28 protein-coding genes and 1 riboswitch are annotated in these 26,189 nt (G+C 71.8%); of the genes, 11 read left to right on the plus strand and 17 right to left on the minus strand.

Annotated elements, in window-relative coordinates:
* Positions 1–22 precede the first annotated feature (22 nt).
* The 4 genes from ACFPLC_RS38120 to ACFPLC_RS38135 all read left to right on the plus strand — a co-directional run bounded on the left by ACFPLC_RS38120 (position 23) and on the right by ACFPLC_RS38135 (position 5,170).
* Complete coding sequence (locus tag ACFPLC_RS38120) at positions 23–1,372, plus strand: hemolysin family protein (protein WP_378199302.1); 1,350 nt, start codon at positions 23–25, stop codon at positions 1,370–1,372.
* Complete coding sequence (locus ACFPLC_RS38125; protein ID WP_378199305.1) at positions 1,369–2,412, plus strand: hemolysin family protein; 1,044 nt, start codon at positions 1,369–1,371, stop codon at positions 2,410–2,412. The genes ACFPLC_RS38120 and ACFPLC_RS38125 overlap by 4 nt, the downstream gene beginning before the upstream one ends.
* Positions 2,409–3,290: a 3-methyladenine DNA glycosylase gene (locus ACFPLC_RS38130; protein ID WP_378199308.1), complete on the plus strand. Its 882-nt coding sequence runs from the start codon at positions 2,409–2,411 to the stop codon at positions 3,288–3,290. The genes ACFPLC_RS38125 and ACFPLC_RS38130 overlap by 4 nt, the downstream gene beginning before the upstream one ends.
* Before the next feature lie 116 nt (positions 3,291–3,406).
* A complete protein-coding gene (locus ACFPLC_RS38135) occupies positions 3,407–5,170 on the plus strand; it encodes a hypothetical protein (RefSeq protein ID WP_378199311.1) in 1,764 nt (587 codons plus the stop codon).
* 57 nt (positions 5,171–5,227) lie between these two features.
* Here ACFPLC_RS38135 and ACFPLC_RS38140 read toward each other — a convergent pair whose 3' ends face one another.
* Positions 5,228–6,007, minus strand: a complete 780-nt coding sequence (locus tag ACFPLC_RS38140; protein WP_378199314.1) for an aldo/keto reductase — start codon at positions 6,005–6,007, stop codon at positions 5,228–5,230.
* A 40-nt stretch (positions 6,008–6,047) separates the two neighbouring features.
* A complete protein-coding gene (locus ACFPLC_RS38145; protein WP_378199526.1) occupies positions 6,048–6,842 on the minus strand; it encodes a helix-turn-helix domain-containing protein in 795 nt (264 codons plus the stop codon).
* Positions 6,843–7,011: 169 nt separating this feature from the next.
* On the opposite strand from ACFPLC_RS38145, the gene ACFPLC_RS38150 reads away from it, so the two are divergent.
* Positions 7,012–7,371, plus strand: a complete 360-nt coding sequence (locus tag ACFPLC_RS38150) for a nuclear transport factor 2 family protein (RefSeq protein WP_378199317.1) — start codon at positions 7,012–7,014, stop codon at positions 7,369–7,371.
* A gap of 70 nt (positions 7,372–7,441) precedes the next feature.
* Here ACFPLC_RS38150 and ACFPLC_RS38155 read toward each other — a convergent pair whose 3' ends face one another.
* Entirely contained in the window at positions 7,442–8,596 is a 1,155-nt protein-coding gene (locus tag ACFPLC_RS38155) for an NAD-dependent epimerase/dehydratase family protein (RefSeq protein ID WP_378199320.1), read from the minus strand.
* Between the two features lie 139 nt (positions 8,597–8,735).
* Here ACFPLC_RS38155 and ACFPLC_RS38160 point away from each other — a divergent pair, with 139 nt between their 5' ends.
* Entirely contained in the window at positions 8,736–9,233 is a 498-nt protein-coding gene (locus tag ACFPLC_RS38160; protein ID WP_378199323.1) for a GtrA family protein, read from the plus strand.
* Here ACFPLC_RS38160 and ACFPLC_RS38165 read toward each other — a convergent pair.
* Together ACFPLC_RS38165 and ACFPLC_RS38170 are read right to left on the minus strand one after the other, a co-directional pair.
* Positions 9,157–11,337, minus strand: a complete 2,181-nt coding sequence (locus ACFPLC_RS38165; RefSeq protein ID WP_378199325.1) for a glycosyltransferase family 2 protein — start codon at positions 11,335–11,337, stop codon at positions 9,157–9,159. The two genes, ACFPLC_RS38160 and ACFPLC_RS38165, sit on opposite strands and share 77 nt — an antisense overlap.
* On the minus strand, positions 11,334–12,269 hold the full coding sequence (locus ACFPLC_RS38170; RefSeq protein WP_378199328.1) for an NAD-dependent epimerase/dehydratase family protein: 936 nt from the start codon (positions 12,267–12,269) through the stop codon (positions 11,334–11,336). The genes ACFPLC_RS38165 and ACFPLC_RS38170 overlap by 4 nt, the downstream gene beginning before the upstream one ends.
* A 123-nt stretch (positions 12,270–12,392) precedes the next feature.
* Between ACFPLC_RS38170 and ACFPLC_RS38175 the strand changes: the two genes are divergently transcribed.
* Positions 12,393–12,920, plus strand: a complete 528-nt coding sequence (locus tag ACFPLC_RS38175; RefSeq protein WP_378199331.1) for a hypothetical protein — start codon at positions 12,393–12,395, stop codon at positions 12,918–12,920.
* A gap of 68 nt (positions 12,921–12,988) precedes the next feature.
* The gene (locus ACFPLC_RS38180; protein ID WP_378199334.1) at positions 12,989–13,717 is read left to right on the plus strand and encodes a helix-turn-helix transcriptional regulator; all 729 of its coding nucleotides are present in this window, start codon (positions 12,989–12,991) and stop codon (positions 13,715–13,717) included.
* On the opposite strand, the gene gcvP is transcribed toward ACFPLC_RS38180, so the two are convergent.
* Both gcvP and ACFPLC_RS38190 read right to left on the minus strand, forming a co-directional pair.
* Complete coding sequence (gene gcvP / locus ACFPLC_RS38185; RefSeq protein WP_378236071.1) at positions 13,706–16,591, minus strand: aminomethyl-transferring glycine dehydrogenase; 2,886 nt, start codon at positions 16,589–16,591, stop codon at positions 13,706–13,708. The two genes, ACFPLC_RS38180 and gcvP, sit on opposite strands and share 12 nt — an antisense overlap.
* 169 nt (positions 16,592–16,760) lie before the next feature.
* Positions 16,761–16,859: riboswitch (glycine riboswitch) on the minus strand.
* 42 nt (positions 16,860–16,901) lie between these two features.
* The gene (locus ACFPLC_RS38190) at positions 16,902–17,480 is read right to left on the minus strand and encodes a MerR family transcriptional regulator (RefSeq protein ID WP_033260631.1); all 579 of its coding nucleotides are present in this window, start codon (positions 17,478–17,480) and stop codon (positions 16,902–16,904) included.
* A gap of 279 nt (positions 17,481–17,759) precedes the next feature.
* Here ACFPLC_RS38190 and ACFPLC_RS38195 point away from each other — a divergent pair, with 279 nt between their 5' ends.
* Positions 17,760–18,392 carry a TetR/AcrR family transcriptional regulator gene (locus ACFPLC_RS38195; RefSeq protein ID WP_378199340.1) on the plus strand — a complete coding sequence of 211 codons (633 nt, stop codon included), beginning with the start codon at positions 17,760–17,762 and terminating at the stop codon, positions 18,390–18,392.
* On the opposite strand, the gene trxA is transcribed toward ACFPLC_RS38195, so the two are convergent.
* The 9 genes from trxA to ACFPLC_RS38240 all read right to left on the minus strand — a co-directional run bounded on the left by trxA (position 18,373) and on the right by ACFPLC_RS38240 (position 23,196).
* On the minus strand, positions 18,373–18,708 hold the full coding sequence (gene trxA / locus ACFPLC_RS38200; protein WP_378199343.1) for a thioredoxin: 336 nt from the start codon (positions 18,706–18,708) through the stop codon (positions 18,373–18,375). The two genes, ACFPLC_RS38195 and trxA, sit on opposite strands and share 20 nt — an antisense overlap.
* A 10-nt stretch (positions 18,709–18,718) precedes the next feature.
* On the minus strand, positions 18,719–19,114 hold the full coding sequence (locus ACFPLC_RS38205) for a MerR family transcriptional regulator (protein ID WP_378199345.1): 396 nt from the start codon (positions 19,112–19,114) through the stop codon (positions 18,719–18,721).
* A 42-nt stretch (positions 19,115–19,156) separates the two neighbouring features.
* The gene (locus ACFPLC_RS38210) at positions 19,157–19,555 is read right to left on the minus strand and encodes a VOC family protein (protein WP_378199348.1); all 399 of its coding nucleotides are present in this window, start codon (positions 19,553–19,555) and stop codon (positions 19,157–19,159) included.
* A gap of 14 nt (positions 19,556–19,569) precedes the next feature.
* Entirely contained in the window at positions 19,570–20,043 is a 474-nt protein-coding gene (locus ACFPLC_RS38215; protein ID WP_004559569.1) for a bifunctional nuclease family protein, read from the minus strand.
* A 216-nt stretch (positions 20,044–20,259) separates the two neighbouring features.
* Positions 20,260–21,006: a transcriptional regulator FtsR gene (ftsR, locus tag ACFPLC_RS38220; RefSeq protein ID WP_378199351.1), complete on the minus strand. Its 747-nt coding sequence runs from the start codon at positions 21,004–21,006 to the stop codon at positions 20,260–20,262.
* The gene (gene garA / locus ACFPLC_RS38225) at positions 21,003–21,467 is read right to left on the minus strand and encodes a glycogen accumulation regulator GarA (RefSeq protein WP_004559567.1); all 465 of its coding nucleotides are present in this window, start codon (positions 21,465–21,467) and stop codon (positions 21,003–21,005) included. Before garA ends, ftsR begins: the two co-directional genes overlap by 4 nt.
* Before the next feature lie 114 nt (positions 21,468–21,581).
* A complete protein-coding gene (gene gcvH, locus ACFPLC_RS38230) occupies positions 21,582–21,968 on the minus strand; it encodes a glycine cleavage system protein GcvH (RefSeq protein ID WP_013226819.1) in 387 nt (128 codons plus the stop codon).
* An 89-nt stretch (positions 21,969–22,057) separates the two neighbouring features.
* On the minus strand, positions 22,058–22,678 hold the full coding sequence (locus ACFPLC_RS38235; protein WP_378199355.1) for a CDP-alcohol phosphatidyltransferase family protein: 621 nt from the start codon (positions 22,676–22,678) through the stop codon (positions 22,058–22,060).
* Positions 22,679–22,989: 311 nt separating this feature from the next.
* Positions 22,990–23,196 carry a hypothetical protein gene (locus ACFPLC_RS38240; RefSeq protein ID WP_191306280.1) on the minus strand — a complete coding sequence of 69 codons (207 nt, stop codon included), beginning with the start codon at positions 23,194–23,196 and terminating at the stop codon, positions 22,990–22,992.
* A 276-nt stretch (positions 23,197–23,472) separates the two neighbouring features.
* Between ACFPLC_RS38240 and ACFPLC_RS38245 the strand changes: the two genes are divergently transcribed.
* Both ACFPLC_RS38245 and ACFPLC_RS38250 read left to right on the plus strand, forming a co-directional pair.
* A complete protein-coding gene (locus ACFPLC_RS38245; protein WP_378199358.1) occupies positions 23,473–23,976 on the plus strand; it encodes a hypothetical protein in 504 nt (167 codons plus the stop codon).
* Between the two features lie 35 nt (positions 23,977–24,011).
* Complete coding sequence (locus ACFPLC_RS38250; RefSeq protein WP_378236072.1) at positions 24,012–24,404, plus strand: hypothetical protein; 393 nt, start codon at positions 24,012–24,014, stop codon at positions 24,402–24,404.
* An 86-nt stretch (positions 24,405–24,490) separates the two neighbouring features.
* Here ACFPLC_RS38250 and ACFPLC_RS38255 read toward each other — a convergent pair whose 3' ends face one another.
* Complete coding sequence (locus tag ACFPLC_RS38255; RefSeq protein WP_378199364.1) at positions 24,491–26,185, minus strand: AMP-binding protein; 1,695 nt, start codon at positions 26,183–26,185, stop codon at positions 24,491–24,493.
* Positions 26,186–26,189: the final 4 nt, after the last annotated feature.

A 26,189-nucleotide genomic window follows, 5' to 3' on the forward strand; every position in this document is an offset into this window, starting at 1 on the left:
CCGCCACCGAGGCGGGTGCGGAATGATCCAGATCCTGCTCGCCGTCGCCGGCGTCCTCCTCTTCGTCCTGCTGACCATCGGCACCGGGCTCGCCGTCGCGGCCGAGTTCTCGCTGACCGCGCTGGAACGCAGCACCGTCGAGGCCAACGTCCGCCAGGTCGGCGACCGCCGGGCGGTCACCGTCCAGAAGGCGCACCGGACGCTCTCCTTCCAGCTCTCCGGCGCCCAGGTCGCGATCACGCTGACCACGCTGGTCACCGGGTACCTGGCCGAGCCGCTGATCGGCGAGCTCGTCCGGCCGCTGCTCACCGGCCTGGGGCTCCCGGCCGGGTTCTCCGGCGGCGCGTCGATCGTCATCGCGCTGGTCCTGGCCACGTCGCTGTCGATGATCCTCGGCGAAATGGTGCCGAAGAACCTCGCGATCGCCCGGCCGCTGCCGACCGCGCGCGCGGTCGCCGGCTACCACTCGCGGTTCTCCGCGCTGTTCCGCTGGCTGATCACGCTGATGAACAACAGCGCGAACTTCCTGGTGCGCAAGTTCGGCGTCGAGCCGCAGGAAGAGCTGCGGTCCGCGCGGTCGCCGCAGGAACTCGGCTCGATCGTGCGGTCCAGCGCCGAAAGCGGCACGCTCGACACGTCCACCGCCGAGTTGCTCGACCGCTCGCTGCGGTTCGGCGAGCGGACCGCGGAAGAGCTGATGACCCCGCGGGTGCAGCTCGAGTCCCTCGCCATCGACGACACCGTGGAAGACCTCATCGAGATCTCCCGCCGCACCGGGTTCTCGCGGTTCCCGGTGCACGCCGAGGACCTCGACGACGTCCGCGGCGCCGTGCACGTCAAGCAGGCCTTCGCGGTGCCGGCCGCCGACCGGGCCGCCGTGCCGATCGGGTCGGTCATGCGGCCGGTGCCGACCGTGCCGGAGTCCCTCCCCGGCGACGACCTGCTGCTGCGCCTGCGCGACTCGCGCTTCCAGCTGGCCATCGTCGTCGACGAGTACGGCGGCACGGCCGGGCTGGTCACCCTCGAGGACGTCGTCGAGGAGATCATCGGCGACGTCCGCGACGAGCACGACGAGCGCGAAGCCCCGGCGTCCCAGCAGGTCGGCACCGACAGCTGGCTGGTGTCCGGGCAGCTGCGCGCCGACGAGGTCACCGGGGTCACCGGGTTCCGGATGCCGGACGGCGACTACGAGACCATCGCCGGGTTGATCCTCGAGCGGCTCGGCAAGATCCCCGCCGAGGGCGACGCCACCGACGTCGACGGCTGGCTGCTCACCGTCACGGTGATGGACAAGCACCGGATCGCCGAGGTCGAGGTCGCCCCGGTCCGCTCGGCGCAGGAAGCGGCCTCGGAAGCGGAGGTGGCCTCGTGACCGACTGGCTGAACATCGCCCTGGTCGTGGTGCTGCTGCTGGCCAACGCGTTCTTCGTCGGCGCGGAGTTCACACTGATCTCTTCCCGGCGCGACCGGCTCGAAGCGCTGCTGGAGCAGGGCAAGACGCGCGCGAAGATCGTCATCAACGCGAGCAGGCACGTCTCGCTGATGCTCGCCGGCGCACAGCTGGGCATCACCATCTGCTCGCTGCTGCTCGGCCGGCTCGGCGAGCCCGCCATCGCGCACCGCCTCGCTGCGGGCTTCGACGCGCTGGGCCTGCCCGAGGCGCTGCTGCACCCGATCTCGTTCGCCATCGCGCTGGCGTTCATCACCGTGGCGCACGTGCTCATCGGCGAGATGGTGCCGAAGAACCTCGCCATCGCCGAGCCCGAGCGGCTCGCGCTGTGGCTGGTCCCGGCGCACGTCGCGTGGGTGAAGGTGGCCAACCCGTTCATCTGGCTGCTGAACTTCATCGCCAACTCGCTGCTGCGCGCGTTCCGCGTGGAGCCGAAGGACGAGCTGGAGACGGCCTACACCTCCGACGAGCTGGCCGAGCTGCTCAGCGAGTCGCGCCGGGAGGGCCTGCTCGACCAGTCCGAGCACCAGCGGCTCGCCCAGACGCTCTCGTCGGTGCAGAAGACCGTGGCCGACGTGCTGGTGCCCACCGCCGAGCTGACCACGCTCCCGTGCGGGCCGACCGTCGGCGAGGTGGAGAAGGCCGTGTCGTCCACCGGGTTCTCGCGGTTCCCGGTGTGCACCGACGACGGGCGGCTGACCGGCTACATCCACGTCAAGGACATCCTCGACCTGGCCGGACAGGACCCGAAGACGACCGTGCCCGCTTCGAAGACGCGCGCGCTGACCGAACTGCGTGCCGACGCCCGGCTCGACGTCGCGCTTTCGGCCATGCGCAAGGAACGCAGCCACCTCGCGCGGGCGCTGGACGCGAACGGCGACGCCGTCGGCGTCGTCGCGCTGGAAGACCTGGTCGAGGAGTACGTGGGCACGGTGCGCGACGGCACCCACGTGGGCGCATGACCGATGTCGAGGTGCTCGCGGAGCCGGACTGGCTGGCCCGCGAGGCGGCGCACGTCTCCCGGATGCGGCGCTGGACCGGCCCGCACCAGGAGCGGCGGTCGCGGGGCGAGAAGCACCCGGTGCTGGACTTCCTGTTCACCTACTACTCGTACCGGCCGTCGCACCTCGAGCGATGGCAGCCCGGGCCCGGCGTCGCGCTCGCCGGGCCCGCGGCGCGGCGCTTCCTGGACCGCAAGGGGTACGTCTCCACCGCCGACGGCGTCCTGCTCGACCCGGCGGGCTTCGGCGCGGGCAAGGTCCGGACGGCCGAGTTCGTCCTCGGCCTGCTGACCGCGACGGCGTCCCGCGCGCCCCGGCTGAGCTGCTTCGGCCTGCACGAGTGGGCGATGGTCTACCGCGAGCCCGCTGACTCGGTGCGGCACGACCAGGTCCCGCTCCGGCTCGGCTCGGCGGGGACCGACGCGGTCGTGGAGTCGCTGGACATCCGCTGCGGGCACTTCGACGCGTTCCGCTTCTTCACCGCCGACGCGCGGCCGTTGAACGGGCTGACGCCGTCGAGGGAGACGCAGGTCGCACTCGAGCAGCCGGGGTGCCTGCACGCGAACATGGATCTGTTCAAATGGGCGTACAAGCTCGACCCGTTCGTGCCGGCGGAGCTCGTGGCGGACTGTTTCGAGCTGGCGGCCGAGATCCGGACGCTGGACATGCGGGCCAGCCCGTACGACCTGGCGGCGCTGGGCTACCCGCCGGTGCGGATCGAGACCGCGGCGGGCCGGGCCGAATACGCCCGGGCCCAAGGGGAGTTCGCCCGCCGGGCGGCGCCGCTGCGTCATCGCCTGATTGCGCATTGCCATCGCCTGGTCAGCGCAGCACCCTGAACACGATCAACTGTGAGTCAGATTATTCTCTCACCGATACTCACCTGTTAGGGTGATAACGGTTTGGTTGCATAGCAGCGCGTGCTTGACATGCGCTCACCCCGAAAGGATGACGGATGGGGCGACACTACCGGGACGAGGAGCCGGTGCCGCACCCTCAGGACCGCACGCCGCGCGTTCCCGCCGAGGGACGCAGCGAGGCGTCCGGTGCCTTCCGCACCCCCGGGCGCAGCTCCATCTCCGACGCCTTCGGGATCGCCCGGGTCGCGGGCGAGTCCACCGGATCGGTGTTCTTCACGGAAGGGGCGCAGGCACCCGGCTTCCCGCCCGCACCCGACGGCCCGGCCGCGCGGCGGGGCGAGGCATCGGGGGCGTATCCGGTCGCCAAGCGCTCGCCGGGCGCCCGCCGAGGCGAGGCCTCCGGCGCGTACCCCGTCGCGGAACGTTCCCCCGGCGCCCGCCGGGGTGAGACGTCGGGTTCCTACCCGGTTGCCGAGCGCGCCACCGCCACCCGCCGGGGCGAGACCTCGGGCTCCTACCCCGTTGCCGAGCGCGCCACGGCTGCCCGCCGGGGCGAGGCTTCCGGGGCGTACCCGGTCGCCGAGCGACCCACCGCCACCCGCGAGGGTGACGCCTCGGGCTTCCACCCGGCCGCCGAGCGCACCACCATCGCGCGCCGAGACGAGACCCAGGCCGACCGCTCCCCCGCCACCCGCCGAGGCGAAACCTCGGGCTCCTACCCGGTCACGGGCGCCCGCCGCGGCGAGGCCTCCGGCTCGTACCCGGCCGCGGGCCGGGGCGAATCCACCGTGACCCGCGCTCCGCGCCGCGGTGAAGCCTCCGGCGACCCGGTGGCGAGCACGGAAGCCACGACCATCCTCTCCCCGCAGCCCGGCGAGGCCGCCGACAGCACCACCCGGTCGCGCCGCCGGCGCGGCGACAGTCCGGCCGCCGACCGCGTCGAAGCGCCTTCCTCCGGCCGCCCGACCCGCGCGTCCCGACGGGCCGAAGCCGACCCCGCCGCCGCTTCGCGCTCGCGTCGCAAGGGCGGCCCGGCCGAAGCCGCCGCCGAGCGGACCGAGGTCATCACCCGGCCGGACGAAGACGTCAGTGCTTCCCGGACCCTCGACCGCGACGACACCGCCACCCGTCCCGCGGACCGCGGCGACACCACCGGCCCGCAGCGCGCCGGGCGCGGGGACAGCACCGGCCCGCACCGGGCGGCCCGCAGCGAAGGCACCGGCTCGCACCGGATCGTCGGCAAGAGCGACGCCACCGGTTCGCACCGCATCGTCGGGAAGAAGGCGCCGCGCCGCCGGATCGCCGGCTGGCCGATCGCCTGCGCCGTCCTCGCGGTGCTCATCGGACTCGGCGTCGTCGGCTGGAACTGGGCCGACAACGAGCTCAACAGCCGCGCCGAGGCGCAGGCCAACAGCTGCGACGGCGGCACCGCGAACATGCGGATCGTCGTCACCCCGAGCGTGCAGAAGCCGCTCACCGCCGCGGCCCAGCGGTGGAACCAGGCCGCCACCGTCGTCCACGGGCAGTGCGTGCACGTCGTGATCGAAGCCAAGCCGTCGGCGCAGGTGCTCGACGCGCTGGTCGGCCGGGCGAAGATGGACTCCATCGGCGGGCTGCCCGCCGGGTGGCTGCCGGAGTCGTCGTACTGGGTCAGCGAGCTCACCACCAAGAAGCCGGAGATGATCGGCTCGCCCGCGCAGTCGGTGGCGAACGCGCGCTCGGCGGACTACCCGTTCATCGGGCTGGCCGGCCCGGGCATCGACGACACCGCGCTGCGCGCCGCCCAGACCTTCCGCGAGTACCTGGAGCAGCCGGCCCAGCAGGCCGACTTCGCCGCCGCCGGGATCAAGTCGACCTAGCCCGCGCCTTAAGGCGGCCTTGGGTGCGCGAGACGCACCGAAGGTCGCATTGGGGCGCTAGACGCGCGTGCCGTTGTCGAGTTCGGCCACCACGGCGAGGTCGTCGTCGGCCAGCTCGAAGTCGAAGATCCCGAAGTTCTCGCGGATCCGGGTCGTGGTGGCCGACGCCGCCACCGCGACCGTGCCGCACTGCAGGTGCCAGCGGAGCACGATCTGGGCCGGGGTCTTGCCGTACTTGGCGGCGAGCGCGGTGACCGTCTCGTCGGACAGCAGCGCCGCGTTCGCGGCCGGGCTGGCGGCGGCCGTCACGATGCCGCGCTCGGCGTGGAACTCGCGCAGCGGGAGCTGCTGCAGCCACGGGTGCAGCTCGATCTGGTTGACCGACGGCACCGAGCCGGTCGCGTCGATGAGCCGGCGCAGCTCGGAGCCGCCGAACCCGGCCACGCCGATCGCGCGGGCCCGCCCGTCGGCGCGCAGCCGGCCCAGCGCGCGCCAGGTGTCGGTGAACGCGCCCTTCGTGCCGTCCAGCAGGCACAGGTCGGCCCGCTCGAGCCCGAGCGCCGCCAGTGCCTGGTCGGCGGCGCGGCGGGCGGTGTCGTAGCCCTGGGCGGGCACGTGGACGCTGACGAAGAGGTCTTCGCGGGGCACCTCGGCCGCGGCGAGCACCGCGCCCACCGCCGTCTCGGTGCCCGGCGCCGCGTCGATGCCGCGGTAACCGGTGTCGAGGGCGATGCGGACGGCCCGGCCGGTTTCGGCCGGGGACAGGCCGGCGACGCCGAACAGCAGCTGGGGGATGCGGACTCCGACGGACAGGGCGAGCGAAGGCGGGACGGCCATCAACCGGTGATCCTCACTTCGGATGCTGCGCGGACCCCCATCATCCCACCCGGGCGGCCCGCTCGCGCAGGAACGCCGCGGTCGCCGGGTCGGCCGGGAAGAACGACTCGATCACCAGTTCCGCGACGGTGACGTCCAGCGGCGTGCCGAACGTCGCCACCGTGCTGAAGAACGTCAGGTCGGTGCCCTCGTGGCGGAACCTGAGCGGCACGAAGATGTCACCCGGCCCGGGCACCTCGACCTCGGGCACGGGCTGGTCGCACGGATACCTGCGCAGCTCGTCCAGGAGCGCGGCGAGGCCCGCGTCCGCGGTCTGGGTCACCTGGCGCCGCAGCCGGCCGAGCAGGTGGGCACGCCACTCGCCGAGGTTCCGGATGTGCGGGGCCATGCCGTCGGGGTGCAGGGTGGCGCGCAGGACGTTGGTGGTCAGCTCGGCCGGGATTCCGGCGACGAACAGGCCGATGGCGGTGTTGGCCTCGACGAGGTCCCAGTTCCGGTCGACGACGGCGGCCGGGTACGGCTCGTGGCCGGCCAGGAGCTGCCGGACGGCCTGCCGGACGGCGTCCATCCCCGGGTCCCCCAGCGCGCTCTCGGTGTAGGCGGGCGCGTACCCGGCGGCGAGCAGCAGCCGGTTGCGTTCCCGCAGCGGGACGTCGAGGTGCTCGCCGAGGCGCAGCACCATGTCCCGGCTCGGCTTGGAGCGCCCGGTTTCCACGAAGCTGAGGTGGCGGGTGGAGATGTCCGCCGAGATCGCGAGGTCGAGCTGGCTGATCCGGCGCCGGTCGCGCCATTCCCGCAGCAGCTCGCCGACGGGCCGCTGCCGTGCCTGCACCATGGTCGTCACGCGAGCGACGCTACGGGGACCGCGCAGCCGCGGCCATTACTTCCGGGGTAATGCCCGGGCATTACCTCCCGCGTAATCGACGCGCCGCGGCCGGGCCGCCAGAGTGGGTTCCAGCGCAGGGACGACCGAAACCGTTGTCCCCCAACGAAAGGAAACACTCATGACCGACGTCCGCACCCTCGTCGAGCAGTACATCGCCGTCTGGAACGAGACCGACGGCGACAAGCGCCGCGCGCTCATCGCCGACGTCTTCACCGAGACCGCCGGCTACACCGACCCGCTCGGCGCCGTCACCGGGCACGACGGGATCGACCAGTTCGTCGCCGGGGCGCAGGCGCAGTTCGGCGGGCTCACCTTCAGCCTGCCCGCCGACCCGGATGCCCACCACGACCTCGCCCGGTTCCAGTGGTACCTCGGCACGCCCGGTGCCGAGCCGGTCGCCATCGGGTTCGACGTCGTCGAGCTCGAAGACGGCAAGATCGCCAAGGTGCACGGCTTCCTCGACAAGCTGCCCGGCTGACCGCCTCGTGAGTGGTAAGGCGGGTTCTAACCCGCCTTACCACTCACGAGCGGCCGTGGCAGAGGGGTGCCTAGCTCTTCAGCGCGCCCCGCCAGCGGACGGCCGGGCGGAGCTTCTCCGGGTTCACGCGGTGCTTGTTGGCGCCCACGATGTCGAACATCGACTCGATCAGCGTGTCCGAGAGCAGGTGCGGCTGCAGCCCCAGCTCGACCAGCCCGGTGTGCTTCACGTTGTAGTAGTGCTCCGGCGCCTCGGTGCGCGGGTTCTCCAGGTGCTCGATCTGCACCGGGCCGGGGAACCGGTCGGCGACGAGGTCGGCGATGCCCGCCACCGACATGCTCTCGGTCATCTGGTTGAACACACGGAACTCCCCCGGCTCGGCCGGGTGCTCGACGGCCAGGCGGATGCACTCCACGGTGTCGCGGATGTCGATCAGGCCGCGGGTCTGCGTGCCCTTGCCGTACACGGTCAGCGGCTGGCCCAGCACGGCCTGGATGACGAACCGGTTGAGCACCGTGCCGAACACCGCGTCGTAGTCGAAGCGGGTGGCCAGCCGCGGATCCAGCGCCGTCTGCGGGGTCTGCTGGCCGTACACCACGCCCTGGTTGAGGTCCGTCGCGCGCAAACCCCACGCGCGGCAGGTGAATTCGATGTTGTGCGAATCGTGGACCTTGGTCAGGTGGTAGAAGGAACCCGGCCGTTTCGGGAACAGCACCCGGTCGGAGCGGCCGTTGTGCTCCAGGTCCAGCCAGCCTTCTTCGATGTCGACGTTCGGCGTGCCGTATTCGCCCATCGTGCCCAGTTTGACCAGATGGATCGCCGGATCGATCTCCGCGATCGCGTACAGCAGGTTCAGGTTGCCGATCACATTGTTGTGCTGGGTGTACACCGCGTGTTCGCGGTCGATCATGGAATACGGTGCCGACCGCTGCTCGGCGTAGTGGACGACGGCGTCGGGCGCGAAGTCACGCACCGCTTCGAACAGGAACTCCGCGTCGAGGAGATCGCCTTCGTAGCTGGTGATGGTCCGGCCGGAAAGCTCCTGCCAGGTCGCGATGCGGTCGGCGAGCGAGGCGATCGGGACCAGGCTCTCGACGCCGAGTTCGGCGTCGTACCCGCGCCGCGCGAAATTGTCGAGAACGGCCACGTCGTGGCCTTTGTCCGATAAGTGCAACGCGGTCGGCCAGCCCAGATATCCGTCACCGCCGAGAACCAGCACACGCATTGTGCCGCCTTTCCTGCTCGTTTACGCCACACGAACGCTATAGATCACGTGCTGATGAAGACCTGGCAATGACCTGTGAATCTCCTATGCATGAGGGGCCCGGACGGCGGCGCGACCGGCCCACGGGGAGGATGGGGGCATGACGACCGTAACCAACGCCGTGCGGCCCCGCACGGCGGAGAAGACCCGCCACCGCGGCTGGGCGCGGCTGGCGCGCGCCGCGACGACGTCGGTCGCCGCCACGGTCCTCAGCCAAGTCGTCCTGCTGGCCGTCCTCGCGACCGGCGGCGCCGCGGCCCTCGCGAGCACGCTGGCCTGGGCGGCCGGGGCGATGCTGAACTTCCTGGTCACCCGGCGCTGGGTGTGGGGCCGCACCGGGCGGCCGCGCGTCCGCCGCGAGCTGCTGCCCTACCTCGCGGTGGTCGGGCTCGGCGGCCTGGCGTCGATCGGCCTGACGACCCTCGCGGGTTCGCTGCTGACCCCGCTGGAGCTGCCGCACTTCTGGTGGGTCGTGCTCGTCGACGGCGCGTACGTCGCCAGTTACGCGCTGGTGTTCCTGGTCAAGTTCGCGCTGCTCGACCGGGTCGTGTTCGGCCGCGGCGCAGCACGTACCCGCGCCACCACGTCCCGGTCATGACCCGGGCGTAGTTGGCGCCGTAGACCAGGCTGCCGCCCTTCTTGCTCTTGCCCGCCTTGCGCAGCCGCATGCTCATCGGCAGTTCGGCCACCCGGGCGCCGCGGGCGGTGACGCCGAGCAGCAGCTCCGAGGACTGGTACTGCGGCTCGCGCAGCGGGACCGCGCACGCCAGGTCCGCCCGCATCGCGCGGAAGCCGAACGAAGTGTCGGTGATCCGCCGCGCGGTCAGCACCGACGCGAGCGCCGCGAACACCCGGACGCCGAGCCACCGGACGCGGCTGTCGGCCTCCTCGTGCCCGAGCCGCCGGGACCCGGTGACGAAGTCCGCGGTGCCGTCGACGACCGGGCGGACGAGCGTTTCCAGCTCGCTGTTGTCGTACTGGCCGTCGGCGTCGGTCGTCACGACGTACTCGGCGCCGGCCTCGGCCGCGAGGTGGTAGCCCAGCCGCAGTGCGGCTCCTTGTCCGCGGTTGCGGGGCGCGACGCACACGTACGCGCCGTGCGCCTCGGCGATCGCGGCCGTGTCGTCGGTCCCGCCGTCGACGACGACGAGGACGTCCACCGGCATGCCGAGGCACTGGTCCGGCATCTTCTCCAGGACTTCGCCGATGCCGCCGGCCTCGTTGTAGGCGGCGATGACGACGGTCAGCGGCGCCAGCGCCAGTCCCGGGTGGCGGCCGCGGAAGTCGTCGAGGGCTCCGGAGTCGACGTCGTCGGGGAAGGCGGCGAGCCGCTTCCGGCTCGCCGAGGTCAGCGTGGTGAAGCCGAGCGCCCCGGCGACCGGCAGCAGGACGAGCGCCGGGATCTGGTAGCGCCAGGAGAACTCGAACGCAGCTGAGGCGAACAGCAGGACGAGCCCGCTCGACGCCGCGAACAGCGCCCCGGCCTGGGCGCGGTCCAGGGGTTTCTTGCGCCGGAACACCGTCAGCAGGCCGAGGAGCGCACCGAGGCCGAGCACGCCGCCCGCGACGTACCCGCCACCGAGCTGGTAGTCGCGGAGGAACTGCGCCGGCGGCCGGTCGACGCTCGCGACGACGCCGTCGTTCTGCAGCGTGACCAGGTCGATCAGGGACTGGTCGGCCCACTGCGGGTACGTCAGCTGGAACTGCCACCGGTCCAGCGGGACGTCGGTGGGGTCCTGCTCGCGCGTCCAGGCGAAGCTCTTCGCGAAGTCGTCCAGGATCGCTTCGGCGACGTCGCCGGGCTGTGCCTTCAGCACTTCGACGGCGAACTGGTGGGCCAGGGCGGCCTTGTCGACGCCGGGCGGCAGCGGGCCCGGCCAGTTCGGGTCGAGGTCGGCGTGGGTGTAGTTGTCGACGAGCCGCTTCTCGCGCGGTTCGGCCGGGCAGAACACCTGCAGCTCCGGCGCGAGGTGGAGGTTCGCGCAGTCGGCGACGGCGGCGGTGCGGCCGTAGAGCATGTTCCCGGAGGGGCCGGTCAGTCCCCACTTCCCGGTCTCCGCGTGCACACGGGCGGAGTACGGCAGGAGCACGGCGAGCAGGCCCAGCAGGCCGACGCCGGCCCGGCGCCAGCCGGCCCACCGCCGCCACGCTTCCCCGGCAACCACGAGGAACACCAGCAGCGGGAGGGCGAGTGAGATCCCGATCAGCCGCGTGAGCACGCCGAAGCCGAGCAGCAGGCCCGCGGCGCCGGCGCGCTTCCAGCCCGGGGTGCCCCAGCCGAGCAGGACCCAGAGGAGCCCGAGAAGCACGGCCTCGAACGTCACCTCGGACATGATGTTCTGCTCGATCTGCAGCTGGTAGGCGTCGAGCAGGACCGGGGTCGCCGCGAGCGCGCCCACCCACGGACGGCCGCCGAGGCGCAGGACCAGGCCGTAGACGCCGATCGCGATGAGGATGCCGCCGGCGTGCTGGACCGCCGCGACCCAGGCGAGCCCCCCGACCGCCAGCAGCGGCCGCAGGACGAGGTCGTAGCCGATCGGGTTGAGCTGGTCGGCGCGCAGGGCGTGCAGGTTGTCGAGGTAGCGGAAGGAGTCGATGTACAGCAGCGCCGGGCGGTAGGCCAGCCAAGTCAGCACCCGGAGCGTGACCGCCGGGACGAGGAGCAGGAGCAGCAGCCAGTGCCGCTTGAGGAAAGCCCTCACCGGTTCGCGAGACCGGAGAAGTACTTCCACGCCGTGGCCAAGCCGTCGGTCAGGGAGACCTCCGGCCGGTAGCCGATGGTCTCCGCACTCGCCGCGACGTCGACGACGACCGCGGGCATCTCCCCGGCCGGGGCGTCGACGTGCTCGACCGGCAGCTCGGCGCCGGTCACCTCGCGGACGGCCTCGACCATCTCCAGCACCGACACCGAGCGCCCGGCGCCGACGATCGCGTGGCCCGAATAGCCGCTGTCGAGGGCCAGCAGGACCGCGCGGACGACGTCGTCGACGTGCACGAGATCGCGGCGCTGGCGGCCGTCGCCGTAGACCCTGACCCCGGTGCCGGTCAGCGCGGCCCGCATCATCCGCGGCACGAAACTGTCCTTGTGGGACATGCCCGGACCGTAGACGTTGGTGAACCGCAACGCGCACGTCGTCATGCCGTACGCCCCGGCGTAGCCCGACAGCAGCATTTCGCACGCCGCCTTGGTGGCGCCGTACGGCGTCAGCGGGCGCAGCGGCAGGTCCGGGGTGATCGTCGCGGTGCCGACGTTGCCGATCACCGCGTTGGTCGAGGCGAGCAGGAACTTCGGCACCTCGTGGCGCCGCGCGAGCTCCAGCAGCTCCTGGGTGACCAGGACGTTGTCGGCGAAGGTGTCCTCGGGCAGCTCGACCGACTTGAGCACCGACGTCAGCGCGGCGAGGTGCACGATGCCTGCGGTTCCGCGATCCACGGCCGCTTCGCGGACGGCCGCGTCGCGGAGGTCGCCGGTGACGACGCGGACGCCGTCGGTGTCTTCGGGGAAGGGGACCCGGTCCACGACGGTGACCGGGACGCCCCGGTCGCGGAGGGCGCGCACGACGGCCCGGCCGATGAAGCCGCTGCCGCCGGTCACGACCACGGACGTCCGATCAGGACCGTGCCCATTCGCCATGGGCGTCAACCTACCTGCCGTTCCTGTGCGCCCGCAGTGGGCATACGCAGAAGTGCGTATGGCCGCCCGAGGCCCCGGGTTGGTGTCCTTGACCGGTCACAGCAATGGGGAGGAAGGCACACCATGAAACGACTCTTCACCGTTCCGGCGCTCCTGCTCGCTTCGGTCGCCGGGCTGCTCGGCGCCCCGGCCGCGGCCCAGGCGGCCACGACCGACGTCGGAGTCATCCCGGCGAGCCGCTCGTGCCCGGCCGGCACCGAGGCCGTGGTGATCCGGATGGACGACGAGGACTCCGGCAACACGAACTCGCGCGGCGGGTTCATCGGCGCGGTCAGCAGCACGAGCACCACGGAGTTCTTCTTCTGCCGGGTGAACGGCACCGCGTTCCGCGGCGTCGTGCAGTCCGGCTCGTTCCGGCCCTACGCGGTCCTGAAGCTCGGGGCGAACTGCCCGAACGGCTCCCAGGAGTTCTCGCGGCGGTTCGACAACGAGGACGACAGCAACCGCAACTCGTTCTCGGGCAACATCTTCCCGAACTCCAGCGACAGCAACAACAACCAGTACTCCGCACCCGCGGGGATCAGCAGCATCGCGCAGTCGATGGTCAGCGCCGGGTCGAACACGACGATGAACGTCCGGATCGCCCGGTAGCGTCCGGTTCGTATCTCCTTCGGCTTTCCCGGGTCTTTTCCGACCGGGAGAGCCGAGGGGGATGCGGGATGAGCAGTGAACTGACCGCGCGGTGCCTGCACCGCGCACTCGACGTCGTCCACGAACTGAAGGCGGGACCGGCGGCGGGCCTGGCCGCGCTGGGCCGGCTCGTCGGCTGCGACGTCGTCGCGTGCACGAGCACCGAGCACACGACCCGGCGGCTGACCGGCACGGTGATCGACCGTCCGGAGCAGAACCTGCTGCGCCACCCGCGGTTCCGCGCGCAGGCCCACCAGCACCCGGCGTTCGCGGCCCACCGCGGCGGCCGGCTTCCGCTGGGGACGTCGGCCGCCCTGACCGACCTGGCGGATCAGCGCACGCTGCGGGCGCTGCCGCTGTACACGGACTTCTACCGGCCGCAGGGCACGGCCGACCAGCTGCTCTGCGTCGTCCAGGCCGACGACCGGCACGGGCGGATCCTGACGCTCAACCGGTCCCGGCCGGGCTTTTCCGCCCGGGACCGCGAGCTGGTGGACCTGCTCGCCCCGCACGTGGCCCAGGCGTTCGCCCGCGAGGAGCCGCCACCGGTCCGGCCGGTCACCGCGGTGCCGCTCGACGTGCTGACCACGCGGGAGCGCGAGGTGGCCGAGGCGGTGGCGCGGGCGGCGACCGACCGGGAGGTCGCCCGGCTGCTGGGAATCAGCCCGCGGACGGTGCAGAAGCACCTTCAGCAGATCTACCGGAAGCTGGACCTGACCAGCCGTGCCGAGCTCATGATTCACCTCTCACGGAGCTGAGGCGAACGCCTCCGGGGGCGGGCAGGAGCAGACCAGGTTCCGGTCCCCGGCCGCGCCGTCGATCCGCCGGACCGGCGGCCAGCTCTTCGCCGCCGTCGGCCCCGCCGGAAACACCGCGGTTTCGCGGCTGTACGGGCGGCTCCACTCGCCGGTGACGCACCGGGCCGTGTGCGGGGCCTGCCGCAGCGGCGAGTCCTCGAGGGGCCACTCCCCCGCCGCGACGCGGTCGATCTCGCCGCGGATGGCGATCATCGCCGCGCAGAAGCGGTCGAGCTCGGCGAGGTCTTCGCTCTCCGTCGGCTCCACCATCAGGGTGCCCGCGACCGGGAACGACATGGTGGGGGCGTGGAGACCGTAGTCCGCGAGCCGTTTCGCGACGTCGTCGACCGTGACGCCGGTGGCCTTCGTGAGCGGCCGCAGGTCGAGGATGCACTCGTGCGCGACCAGGCCGTCACGGCCGGCGTACAGGACCGGGTAGTGGCCGGCGAGGCGGCGGGCGACGTAGTTGGCGTTGGCCACCGCCACGAGCGTCGCCCGGCGCAGGCCCTCGGCGCCCATCATCCGGATGTACGCCCACGAAATCGGCAGGATCGACGCGCTGCCCCACGGCGCCGCGGTGACCGGGCCGACGCCGGTGGCCGGGCCGGCCGCCGGCTGGAGCGGGTGGTTCGGCAGGAACGGCGCCAGGTGCGCGCGGACGCCGATCGGGCCGACGCCGGGACCACCACCGCCGTGCGGGATGCAGAACGTCTTGTGCAGGTTGAGGTGCGAGACGTCGGCGCCGAAGCGGCCGTACTGGGCGACGCCGATGAGCGCGTTGAGGTTGGCGCCGTCGACGTACACCTGGCCGCCCGCGTCGTGCACCGCCGCGCAGACCGCGCCGACGGTGTCTTCGTAGACGCCGTGCGTCGACGGGTAGGTGAGCATGATCGCTGCGAGATCGGCCCGGTGCTCGTCCACTGTGGACTTGAGGTGGGCGAGGTCGATGTTGCCTTCGTGGTCGCAGCGGACGACGACCACGCGCATGCCCGCCATCACGGCGCTGGCCGCGTTCGTGCCGTGTGCGCTCGCCGGGATCAGGCAGACGTCCCGCGCGTGCTCGCCGCGGGCGCGGTGGAAGGCACGGATGGCGAGCAGCCCCGCGAACTCCCCCTGGCTGCCGGCGTTGGGTTGCAGGGAAACCGCGTCGTAGCCGGTGATCCGCGCGAGCCAGGCGCTCAGGTCGGCGACGACGTCCAGGAGCCCGGCGGCGTCCTCGGCCGGCGCGAACGGGTGCAGGCCGGCGAACTCCGGCCAGGTGACCGGCTCCATTTCGGCGGTGGCGTTGAGCTTCATGGTGCACGAGCCCAGCGGGATCATGCTGCGGTCGAGGGCGACGTCCTTGTCGGCCAGTTGCCGCAGGTAGCGCAGCATCGCGGTTTCCGAGCGGTGCGCGTGGAAAACCGGGTGCGCCAGGTACTCGCTCGTCCGCCGCAGCGGGGCCGGGAGCGCGTCCGCGGTGTCCGCGTCGAGGCCGTCCACATCGGACACCGAGACGCCGAACGCCTTCCAGACGCAGGAAAGCCGCTCGCGGGTGGTGGTCTCGTCGCAGGCGATGCCGATGTGGTCGCCGTCGATCCGGCGCAGAGAGATGCCGAGGTCGCGGGCCGCGGCGACGACCGCGTCCGCCCGGCCGGGCACGGCCGCGACGACGGTGTCGAAGAACTCGCCGTGCACGACCTCGACACCGCCCTCGGCGAGGCCGGCGGCCAGCACGGTGGCCATCCGGTGGGTGCGCAGCGCGATCGACCGCAGGCCCTCGGGGCCGTGGTACACCGCGTACATCGACGCCATCACGGCGAGGAGGACCTGGGCGGTGCAGATGTTCGACGTCGCCTTCTCGCGGCGGATGTGCTGCTCGCGCGTCTGCAGGGCGAGCCGGTACGCGGGCGCGCCGTCGGCGTCCTTCGAGACGCCGACGAGCCGGCCGGGCAGCTGCCGTTCGAGGCCCTGCCGCACCGCCAGGTAGGCGGCGTGCGGACCGCCGAAGCCGAGCGGGACGCCGAAGCGCTGCGTCGAGCCGATGGCGACGTCGGCGCCGAGCTCGCCCGGCGGCCGCAGCAGGGTGAGGGCGAGCGGGTCGGCGGCGACGATCACGGCCGCGCCGTGCTTCTTGGCCTCGGTGATGGTGAGGTCGAGCTCGCGGACCGCGCCGGACGCGCCCGGGTAGGACAGGAGCACGCCGAAGAAGTCGCCGCCGAGCCCGAGCCCGGTCAGTCCCTGGGAGAGGTCCTCGACGACGAGGTCGATGCCGAGGGGCTCGGCCCGGGTCCGGAGGACGGCGAGGGTCTGCGGGAGGGTGTCTTCGTCGACGACGAACCGGTTCGACGTCGCCCGCCCGGCCCGGCGCACGAGGGTCATCGCCTCGGCCGCCGCGGTGGCCTCGTCGAGCAGGGAGGCGTTGGCGACGGGCAGCCCGGTCAGGTCGGCGACCACGGTCTGGAAGTTGAGCAGCGCTTCGAGCCGCCCTTGGGAGATTTCCGGCTGGTAGGGCGTGTAGGCGGTGTACCAGGCGGGGTTTTCGAGGACGTTCCGCCGGATGACGGGCGGGGTGACCGTGTCGTGGTAGCCGAGCCCGATCATGGCGGCGGTCGGCCGGTTGCGGGCGGCCAGCGCGCGGAGTTCGGCGAGGGCTTGCGCCTCGGAGGCGGCGGGTGGCAGTTCGAGCGGCTGGGCGGAGTCCCGCAGCGACCGCGGGACGGCCCGCTCGGCGAGTTCGTCGAGGGAGGCGACGCCGATGAGGTCGAGAATGTGCTCCAGGTCGGCGGAATCGGGCCCGATGTGCCGGTCGGCGAAGGGAATGCCCTGTTCCAGGGAGGCGAGTGACGGATCCACGATGGCCTCCTGGAGACAGCGGGGGTGGACCGGGACGGCGGTGTCCTGGTCCTCCCCGCTCTGTCTGACCCCGAGGGGCGCCTGAGAGTTTCGCCCGCAGGTTGAGCCGGGCTTGCACCGTCGGCGGGGCCATCAGGCTGTGTCCTGACGACCCGCTTTCCAGAGGCGTCTCGTCCGCGCGGTCCAGGGTGCCTGAGAGGTTCCGGGGAGGACTTGCTCCTTCGGCGCCGAGCTCAAGGTGTGGCTCGGACTCTCCCGCGCGGATTCGTCGACCGCACGGTGAACCTTACTCTGCCCGCCGCGGTGGTGATCACCCGGTCTTGCGGGCGTTGCGGCGCTGGGTGAGTTCGTCCGGTTCGTGCGTCTCGACGATGCCGCCGTCGGCGCGTTCGGCCGGGAATTCGTGGATCGTGCCGCTGATTTCCTGCATCGCGCCGCTGACGGCGATGCCGAAGACGCCCTGGCCGCCCTGGAGCAGGTCGACGATTTCCTCCGGCGACGTGCACTCGTAGACCGTGGTGCCGTCGGAGAACAGCGTCACCCGGGCCAGGTCGCGGACGCCGCGGACGCGCAGGTGGTCGACGGCGACCCGGATGTTCTGGAGTGAGACGCCGGTGTCCAGTAGCCGCTTGACGACCTTGAGGACCAGGATGTCCTTGAAGGAGTACAGCCGCTGCGAGCCGGAGCCGTGCGCGGTGCGGATGCTGGGCGCGACCAGCTTGGTCCGGGCCCAGTAGTCGAGCTGCCGGTAGGTGATGCCGGCGATCTGGCACGCCGCCGGACCCCGGTAGCCCACCAGCTCGTCGGGCAGCGAGTTGTCGGGGAACAGTTCCCCTTGCTCACCAGTCGCGACCTCGACAGGCTGCTTCTCGGAACCAGCCTCGACCACGCAAGCCTCCCCTCGCCCGACCTGGCGGCCGGCGAATGACAGCCGGAGGAGTCCCAGGAGCGGGACCCGCCGGAGATCAACCGCCACGATCCGGCCCCAGACCGTGAATCACACCGTGGCGATTTCCCTTCTTCGACGGTAAGCGCCCGGACAGTGCCGGTCAACGCGACGCGCGGCAAGCCCAGGCGGTCGGCTGACCCTTTGAGCCGTTTGCTGTACCCCCTGCGGCGTGGTTCAAACCCCTTGACCCGTTTTACTCAGCCAAGTAACTTGTTACTCATGCAAGTAAACACCGACCTCATGGCCGAGATGGGCCTCAGCCCCGCCGAGGCCGCGCGCCGGGCGCAGATCATCGGCGCCACCATCGGCGTGCTGTCCGACCTGGGCTACCGGCGGACCACGTTCGCCAAGATCAAGGAGCGGGCCGGGCTGAGCAGCACCCGGCTGATCTCGTACCACTTCACGAACAAGGCCGGCCTGATGCAGGCCGTGCTCAGCACGGTCGTCGAGACGAAGGCCGGCTTCCTCACCGAACGCACCGGCGGTGGCCTCGACCCGGCCGATCGGCGCGGTTACCTGCGGGCGCACATCGAGACGTCGGTGGCGTTCCTGCGTGCCTACCCCGAGTGCGTCCGAACACTGTCGGAGCTCGCGGCCAACGCCGACGACGCCGACGGCTGGGTGATGACGAAGGTGCTGGTCGACGACCTGCGCGTGCACGGGCTGGCCCGCCAGCTCAAGCAGGGCCAGGCCGAGGGCGTCTTCGGCGAGTTCACGCCCGAGGTGATGGCGATGTCGATCGCCCAGGCCATCGACGGCGTCGCCGCGGCCTACGCCGCCGACCCGGAGCTGGACCTGGAGCAGTACGGGCGCGAGCTGGCGGACACGTTCGTCAAAGCGACGGCGCCGTGAGGGCCCGGTCGAGCCGCTCTTCGATGCGGGCCTTCGGGAACGCGCCGACGATCGTCTCGATCGGTTCCCCGCCGCGGAAGAGGATCATCGTGGGCAGGGACATGACCTGGTAGGAGCGGGTGGTCTCGGGGTTCTCGTCGGCGTTGATCTTGCGGACGGCGAGCTCGCCGTCCCGCTCGGCGGCCAGCTGCGCGAGCACCGGGCCGACCATCCGGCACGGGCCGCACCAGGTGGCCCAGAACTCGACGAGCACGGGGACGTCGTGAGCGAGGACCTCGGCGAAGGTCGCATCGGTGACGTCGGTGACTGCGGACATGGGGGCTCCTTCAGGGGCGCGGGGACGCGGGCACGACACACGGATCGGGCGCCTGCCGCTCGAGGGCGGCGGCGAGTTTCGCGGCCAGTTCGCCGCGGATGCCGCCGAGGCGCGCGAGGAGGGCGTCGGCTTCTTCGAGCTTGCGCCGGTAGACCTCGATCGAGTTCGCGCAGGAGTCGCCGGTCTCGTGGCCGCTGCGCAGGCACTCGACGAACGGGCGGGTCTCTTCCAGCGTCAGGCCGACGGTCTGGAGGGTCTGGATCTCCTTGACCAGCTGGAGGTCGTCCTCGTCGTACTCGCGGTAGCCGTTCGCCGCACGACGGGTCCTCAGGAGGCCCTGGTCCTCGTAAAACCGCAGCGCACGGGTGGTGACCCCGGTGCGCTGCGCCAGTTCTCCGATCCGCATGCCCTCGACGCTAGACGTTGACGTCCACGTCAAGGCAAGTTCTCACGTGTCGGCTTCGATGGCGAAGGTGTTGCCGTCCGGGTCCTGGAACCAGGCGATCCGCCCGCCACCGGCCCGGACGGTGATCCCCCTGGCGTCGTGTTCGAGCTGGTCGTAGCGGGTGAACTCGACGCCGGCCGCGGTGAGTTCGTCAACGATCTCGTCGAGGTCGTCGACGTACCAGGTCGCCAGGGTGGCCGGGCTCTTCCCGGCGGTGACGGACTGGTACACGTTCAGGGCCGGTCCGCCACCGGATCCGTAGGTCCGGCTGCCGCCGTCGATGTGCGCGCTGGGGCCGGACCGCAACGCCCGCAGGCCGAGCTTGCCTTCGTAGAACGCGACCGCCCGCTCGATGTCGGACACGGCGATCGAAGCTCGGACCGGGTACGCGCTCAGGGGCATGAACTCCGCACCCCTCAGGTGTCGGCACCCCGGAAGTCTTCGGGCGACACGGAGTCGAGGAACTCGCGGAACTTCTCGACCTCGTCCTCCTGCTCGTCCGGGATGATCAGGCCCGCTTCCTCCAGCACCGAGTCCACGGCGTGGATGGGGACGCCGATCCGCAGGGCCAGCGCGACCGAGTCGCTCGGCCGGGCGGACACCCGGATGTCGCCGTCGAACACGAGCTCGGCGAAGAACGTGCCTTCCTTCAGGTCGGTGATGACGACCTGCTCGAGCTCCCGGCCGAGCGCTCCGATGACCTCTTTCAGCAGGTCATGCGTGAGCGGGCGGGCGGGGCGGACCCCCTGCTGCTCCAAAGCGATGGCGGTGGCTTCGACCGAGCCGATCCAGATCGGCAGGTACCGTTCGCCTTCGGTTTCCCGCAGCAACAAGATCGGCTGATTCGCGGGCAGCTCGACCCGCACACCGACGACGCGCATTTCGCTCATCGGGCTTCGCCTCCCTCTCGTGCACACGGGCTGCAGCGCTGAACCGGCTTCACGCCCATACTCCCGACGCTACCCGTCATCCGTGCGCTGTGCTCGCTGTCCGGACTCTCTCGGTTCGCCTGCCGCAAACCCGTGCCTTCACGGTACGGCATGCGGTGCCGAACATTCAGTCATTGACATGGGACCGCAAAGAGGATCTCACTGCCCCGTTATCGATCAACACCCGGCGACGCCGCGGATTCCCGCCTTGACGAGGAGCGTGTGCAGGGTCACGGACAGGGCCGCGAGCTCCCGCACCACCTCGTCGGCGCGTGCCTTCGCCTCGGGGTCGCGGTGCCGATACACCGGCGTCACGATCTGCTCCAGCAGGCCGACCTCGCGGTCGGCCGCCGCACGGAAGGCCCGCAGGTGCCGCGGCTCGATGCCGAACTCGGTCATCGCCTTGACCGTCCGCGCGACCAGCACCGCGTCCGGGTCGAAGAACCCGGCGGGACCGGGCCGGACCAGGCCGTACTGCTGCAGCTCGGCCAGCGCCGGCGCGTCGATGCCGGCCTGCGCCAGCAGCTCCTCGCGTGTCAGGCGCAGCTCCTTGCCCGGGGCGAAGTCGTCCGCGACGGGCAGGCCGACGTTCTCGGCCGGCGCGTCGATCGGCACCAGCCGGCGCGGCGGGCGGGGCAGGGCAGCGGTGGGCTCGGCGCCCGAATCCACCGCGTCCAGCTGCTCCTTGATGACCTTCAACGGGAGGTAGTGGTCCCGCTGGGCGGCCAGGACGAACCGCAGGCGCTCCACGTCCGCCGCGGCGAACTGCCGGTAGCCCGACGGCGTGCGGCCCGGCGTGACCAGGCCTTCCGCTTCGAGGAACCGGATCTTGGAGATGGTGACGTCGGGGAAGTCCCCGCGCAGCTGCGCGAGAACCGCCCCGATGCTCAGTCCGTGGTTCTGTGGCCGCCCGGCCGCCGTCACTGCGCCCCCTGGCCCCCGTGACCCGGGCCGGTCAGGAAGACCAGGCGGAACTTGCCGATCTGCACCTCGTCGCCGCCGGCGAGGACGGCCTGGTCGACCGGCTCGCGGTTGACGTAGGTGCCGTTGAGGCTGCCGACGTCGATGACGACGAACTCGCCGCCCTCACGCCGGAACTCGGCGTGCCGACGGGAGACCGTGACGTCGTCGAGGAAGATGTCGCTGTCCGGGTGCCGCCCCGCGCTGGTGGTGTCGCGGTCGAGCAGGAACCGCGAACCCGCGTTCGGCCCGCGCTTCACGACCAGCAGCGCCGAACCCGGGGGCAGGGCGTCGACGCCCTGGACCGGGGCTTCCGGGGCGGGCTCGCGACCTTCGGCTTCGGCCAGGAAGTCGGCCCGGAAGACAGAGGTCCGCTCCGGAGACTGCTCCGGGGGAACGCCGCCGGGCCCGTCGTTCGTGCTCACCTGAGCTCTCCTCCACACATGCTGTGTTGCCAGTACTCAAGAACGTGTAGCTGCCAACGTACCGTGCCTGATCGATTCTCCGAGCCCCGGCTCCCCGAACCGGCGGAGCGGGCTTCAGCCCTTGGTCAGCGCGTCGTACGCCTCGGCTTCGAGCAGAGCTTCCAGGCCCGCCGGGTCGTCGAGCCGGATCTCGATCAGCCAGCCCTCGCCGTAGGGGTCGCTGTTGATGAGTTCGGGCGAGTCGGCGACGGCGTCGTTGACCGCGACGACCTCCCCGTCGACCGGCGCGAACAGCTCGGAGACGCTCTTGGTCGACTCGACCTCGCCGAAGACGTCGCCCGCGCTCACCTGCCTGCCGACGTCGGGCAGGTCGACGAACACGACGTCGCCGAGCTGGTCCTGCGCGTACTCGGTGATGCCGACGCGCACGAGGGTGTCCTCGCCGCGGGTGGCGACCCACTCGTGTTCCTCGGTGTAGCGAAGCTCTTCAGGAGCGGACACCGCCGGTCCCCTTTCATGCCCTCACTGGAAGTGTTGGGCGAAGTCTTACACCCACACGGCGCAGCCGCCCGCCACGACCCGGCGAAAGCTCACTCGGCCGCTTCGCGCAGGGCGTTGCGCGCCTGGACGACGTAGAGGACGCCGGACCAGACGTAGAGGACGGCACCCCAGATGGTGAAGGCGTACCCGATCGGCCGAGCGACGGCGGCGACGTCGGAACCGCCCTGCGCGAGCAGCAGGAACGGGAAGGCGTACATCAGGACGAAGGTCGCGCCCTTGCCGATGTAGGTGACCTCGGGCGGCGCGAAGCCGCGGCGGCGCAGGGTGACGACGCAGACGCCGAGCACGGCCTCCCGCAGGACGAGCGGGACGACGACCCACCACGGGATGATGCCGCGGACCAGGAAGGCGATCAGGGTGGCGAGGATGTAGAGCCGGTCGGCGGCGGGGTCGAGCAGCTGCCCGAGCCGGGACATCTGGTTGAGCCAGCGGGCGAGCTTGCCGTCGAGCCAGTCGGTCAGGGCGCTGAAGACGAGCAGGGCGAGCGCCCAGCCGTCTTCTTCGGGGCCGAGCAGCAGCCAGAGGAACACGGGGACCCCGGCCAGCCGCAGCAGCGACAGGATGTTGGGGACGTTGAGGGCCTGCCGCAGCAGCGACGGCTCGGCGGCGGGACCCGTCTGAGCGGCGGGTTCGGGGGCGGCTGTGCTCACGGGGCCATTAAACAGCGGAGCGGGGTGGGGGTGTCCGGTGGTGCGGTGGCCGGGTGGGGTGTTCTGTGCCGCGGGGCTGGGGCGGTCGGGCCGGGGCGCGAGGCTTTGGGCCCCCGAGGTGGGGCCTGCACTGGGGCGCTCATGCCGGGGCGCGTCGCTGCGAGCGCCTGAAGCGGGCCTGCGGTGCCGCGGCGACCAGGGCCGGGGCCTGCCGTGCCATGACCGGCCCGGCACCCGGCGCGGCCCCCAGCCGCGGGCGCTCCCCGAGTGACGCAGCCGGGCCACCCCATCGGGGCAGCCCGGCGTCACGCTCAGCTCGCGCGGCGGTGGCTCCACCCGCGCCGCTGCAGCTCGGCGCTGGTCAGCGACTCGGGGCGGCCTCGGTAGTCGGTGCCCATCCAGCGGGCGCGGCCGGCCCGTCCCTCGAGGACGTACGGGCGGCCGCAGCACCAGACCACGGTGCTCGGGACGGTCGGCGGACTGGACGGGTCTTCGGTGCTCACAGCGTCGGCGTTCATCGCTCTCACGGATTCGGGACGGGGATTCGGGACGGGGAAGCTCGTCGGCCTCCACCAGGATTCTCGGCACGCGAGGCCGGATCGTTAACCGTCTCGGCGCGAATTAGACCGATCGATTCTTGATGACAGCGGGAGGTTTCGGAGCGTGAACGGAATGTTAATCGTCCATTGTGGACATCGTTTCGGCAGCCACCGGGCCGGGCCGCCGGGCCGCTGTTGTAATCTCCGGCACACCCGTGGACACACCACGGGAACCGATGGCGAGGAAGGATCGCGGTGCCCCACCCGACCACCACGAGGACGTGGCTCGTGGCCTGCCTCGCCCTGCTCGCGCTCGCCGGCTGTTCCGGCGACCCCGCCGCCCCGGCTCCCCCGGCTCCGCCGTCCGCCTCCTCCGCGCCGCCCGCGACGACCACGGCACCTCCCTCGCCGTCGCCGGCTCCCCCGGCCGGCAGCGGGTCCGCACCCGCCCCGGCGTCCAAGCCCTCCGGGCCGCCGCCGTCGGTGCCCGGGTCGTGCGGCACCGTCACCGCCGCCAGCGGGCTGACGCTCTACGTCTTCGACAGCGGCTCGGCCGGGGTCAGCTGCGCCGCGGCGACGAAGCTGGTCGGCGACTTCCACCACCGGATCGCCGGGCGCCAGGGCGCCGGCTCGAACGACGCGGTGAACGAGACCGTCGACGGCTGGCTGTGCACGTCCGGGCCGCCCGCCGCCCAGGGCGGCACCACCTGCACCAAGGGCGAGCAGACGGTCTTCGCCGCCGTCGTGCCGTCCGAGTGAGTCCCGTTCCTCATCCTCGCGCTCCAGAAGGGCCCATGAAGACACTCGCCTACCCCCTGCTGCTCGTCGCCGCGTCCGCCGCACTGGCCGGCTGCGCGGGCGGCGACCCGGCGCCCGCGGCGCCGTCCGCCACCGTCCCGGCCGCGGTGGCGGCAGCGGAGTCGACGGCACCGGGCGTGCCCTGCGGCGAAATCACGGGCACGGGCGGCGCGAAGACGGCCGTCGTCGCGCACGGGAAGGTGGACTGCGCCGCGGCGACGAAGCTGCTCACGGACTACTTCGCGAAGCTGACCCCGGCCGAGGCGAACGACGCCGACGGCCCGGGTCCGATCGTCCTCGACGAGTGGACGTGCGGCAGCGGGCCCCACGACCCGGTGACGGCGTGCTCGACCGAGGACGGCCGCCAGGTCGAGGGCACCCGCCGCTGACCGGCACCCGGCCGACGCAGTGAATGACTCATTCCTGACGTCGGACGTCAGGAATGAGTCATTCACTGCGTTCGGGGGCGCAGCGGTCAGGACTTGAGGTCCGGGAAGTCCTCCTCGCGGAACTCGGTCCCCGTGCCCCGCGCCGGGTCGCTCTCGCGGCCCCGCAGCTCGACGCGGCGGATCTTGCCCGAGATCGTCTTCGGCAGCTCCGCGAACTCCAGCCGCCGGATCCGCTTGTACGGCGCCAGGTGCTCGCGGCAGTAGGCCAGGATCGACCGCGCGGTCGCGGCGTCCGGAGAGAAGCCTGCCGCCAGGACGACGTACGCCTTGGGCACCGCGAGCCGGATCGGGTCCGGCGCCGGGACGACGGCCGCCTCGGCCACCGCCTCGTGCTCGATCAGGACGCTCTCCAGCTCGAACGGCGAGATCCGGTAGTCCGACGCCTTGAACACGTCGTCGGTGCGCCCGACGTAGGTGATGTAGCCGCGTTCGTCGATCGAACCGACGTCACCCGTGTGGTAGAAGCCGTTCGCGAAGGCCGCCGACGTGCGCTCGTCGTCGTCGGCGTAGCCGGTCATCAGGCCCACCGGCCGGTGCGCCAGGTCCAGGCAGATCTCGCCTTCCGCGGCCCGCTCGCCGCTGACCGGGTCGACCAGCGCCACCACGAACCCCGGCAGCGGGCGGCCCATCGAGCCCGGCACGACGTCCTGGCCCGGCGTGTTCGCGATCTGGACGCTGCTTTCGGTCTGGCCGAAGCCGTCGCGGATGGTGACGCCCCACGCCTTCTCGACCTGGTCGATCACCTCGGGGTTCAGCGGCTCGCCGGCGCCGACGACCTTCTTCGGCGGCGTCTTCAGCGCCGTCAGATCGGCCTGGATGAGCATCCGCCACACCGTCGGCGGCGCGCAGAAGCTCGTCACGCCGCAGCGGTCCATCTGCGCCATCAGCGCACCCGCGTCGAACCGGCTGTAGTTGTAGAGGAACACCGTCGCCTCGGCGTTCCACGGGGCGAAGAAGTTGCTCCACGCGTGCTTCGCCCAGCCGGGCGAGGAGATGTTCAGGTGGACGTCCCCGGGCTCCAGCCCGATCCAGTACATCGTCGAGAGGTGACCCACCGGGTACGAGACGTGCGTGTGCTGCACCAGCTTCGGCTTCGCGGTGGTACCGGAGGTGAAGTACAGCAACAGCGGGTCGGCCGCCTTCGTCGGACCGTCCGGGGTGAACTCGGGCGACTCGGCGAACGCGGCCGAGTAGGCGTGCCAGCCCTCGACCGGCTCCCCCACCGCGATCCGGGTGTAGCCGCCCTCGACGCCGTCGAACTTCGGCGCGTCCACCGAGCGAACGACGACGTGCTTGGCCGCGCCGCGCTCCACCCGATCGGTCAGGTCGGCCGGGCCAAGCAGCGTCGACGCCGGGATGATCACCGCGCCGAGCTTGATCGCCGCGAGGATCGTCTCCCACAGCTCGCCCTGGTTGCCCAGCATGAGGATCAGCCGGTCGCCGCGGCGGACGCCGAGCGAGCGCAGCCAGTTCGCCACCTGGTTGGACCGGCCGGACATCTCCGGGTAGGTCCAGCGGTTCTCGGTGCCGTCCTCCTCGACGATCCACAGCGCGTACCGCGCGGCGTTGGCCGGGTCGTGCGCGACGACGTCGAACCAGTCGATCGCCCAGTTGAACTCGTCGAACTCCGGCCAGGCGAAGTCGCGGTACGCCGTGTCGTAGTCCTCGCGGTGGGTCTGCAGGTAGTCCCGCGCGACGCGGAACGCGTGGTGGACGCTCACGCTG

The sequence above is a fragment of the Amycolatopsis plumensis genome (assembly GCF_042652605.1).
Lineage (GTDB): Bacteria > Actinomycetota > Actinomycetes > Mycobacteriales > Pseudonocardiaceae > Amycolatopsis > Amycolatopsis plumensis.

Excerpts from the sequence above, each read along its gene's own strand:
- ACFPLC_RS38120 (WP_378199302.1), top strand. The coding sequence starts at position 23 with ATGATCCAGATCCTGCTCGCCGTCGCCGGCGTCCTCCTCTTCGTCCTG.
- ACFPLC_RS38130 (WP_378199308.1), top strand. The coding sequence starts at position 2,409 with ATGACCGATGTCGAGGTGCTCGCGGAGCCGGACTGGCTGGCCCGCGAG.
- ACFPLC_RS38135 (WP_378199311.1), top strand. The coding sequence starts at position 3,407 with ATGGGGCGACACTACCGGGACGAGGAGCCGGTGCCGCACCCTCAGGAC.
- ACFPLC_RS38140 (WP_378199314.1), bottom strand. The coding sequence starts at position 6,007 with ATGGCCGTCCCGCCTTCGCTCGCCCTGTCCGTCGGAGTCCGCATCCCC.
- ACFPLC_RS38145 (WP_378199526.1), bottom strand. The coding sequence starts at position 6,842 with ATGGTGCAGGCACGGCAGCGGCCCGTCGGCGAGCTGCTGCGGGAATGG.
- ACFPLC_RS38150 (WP_378199317.1), top strand. The coding sequence starts at position 7,012 with ATGACCGACGTCCGCACCCTCGTCGAGCAGTACATCGCCGTCTGGAAC.
- ACFPLC_RS38155 (WP_378199320.1), bottom strand. The coding sequence starts at position 8,596 with ATGCGTGTGCTGGTTCTCGGCGGTGACGGATATCTGGGCTGGCCGACC.
- ACFPLC_RS38160 (WP_378199323.1), top strand. The coding sequence starts at position 8,736 with ATGACGACCGTAACCAACGCCGTGCGGCCCCGCACGGCGGAGAAGACC.
- ACFPLC_RS38170 (WP_378199328.1), bottom strand. The coding sequence starts at position 12,269 with ATGGCGAATGGGCACGGTCCTGATCGGACGTCCGTGGTCGTGACCGGC.
- ACFPLC_RS38175 (WP_378199331.1), top strand. The coding sequence starts at position 12,393 with ATGAAACGACTCTTCACCGTTCCGGCGCTCCTGCTCGCTTCGGTCGCC.
- ACFPLC_RS38180 (WP_378199334.1), top strand. The coding sequence starts at position 12,989 with ATGAGCAGTGAACTGACCGCGCGGTGCCTGCACCGCGCACTCGACGTC.
- ACFPLC_RS38195 (WP_378199340.1), top strand. The coding sequence starts at position 17,760 with ATGCAAGTAAACACCGACCTCATGGCCGAGATGGGCCTCAGCCCCGCC.
- trxA (WP_378199343.1), bottom strand. The coding sequence starts at position 18,708 with ATGTCCGCAGTCACCGACGTCACCGATGCGACCTTCGCCGAGGTCCTC.
- ACFPLC_RS38205 (WP_378199345.1), bottom strand. The coding sequence starts at position 19,114 with ATGCGGATCGGAGAACTGGCGCAGCGCACCGGGGTCACCACCCGTGCG.
- ACFPLC_RS38210 (WP_378199348.1), bottom strand. The coding sequence starts at position 19,555 with ATGCCCCTGAGCGCGTACCCGGTCCGAGCTTCGATCGCCGTGTCCGAC.
- ACFPLC_RS38215 (WP_004559569.1), bottom strand. The coding sequence starts at position 20,043 with ATGAGCGAAATGCGCGTCGTCGGTGTGCGGGTCGAGCTGCCCGCGAAT.
- ACFPLC_RS38240 (WP_191306280.1), bottom strand. The coding sequence starts at position 23,196 with ATGAACGCCGACGCTGTGAGCACCGAAGACCCGTCCAGTCCGCCGACC.
- ACFPLC_RS38250 (WP_378236072.1), top strand. The coding sequence starts at position 24,012 with ATGAAGACACTCGCCTACCCCCTGCTGCTCGTCGCCGCGTCCGCCGCA.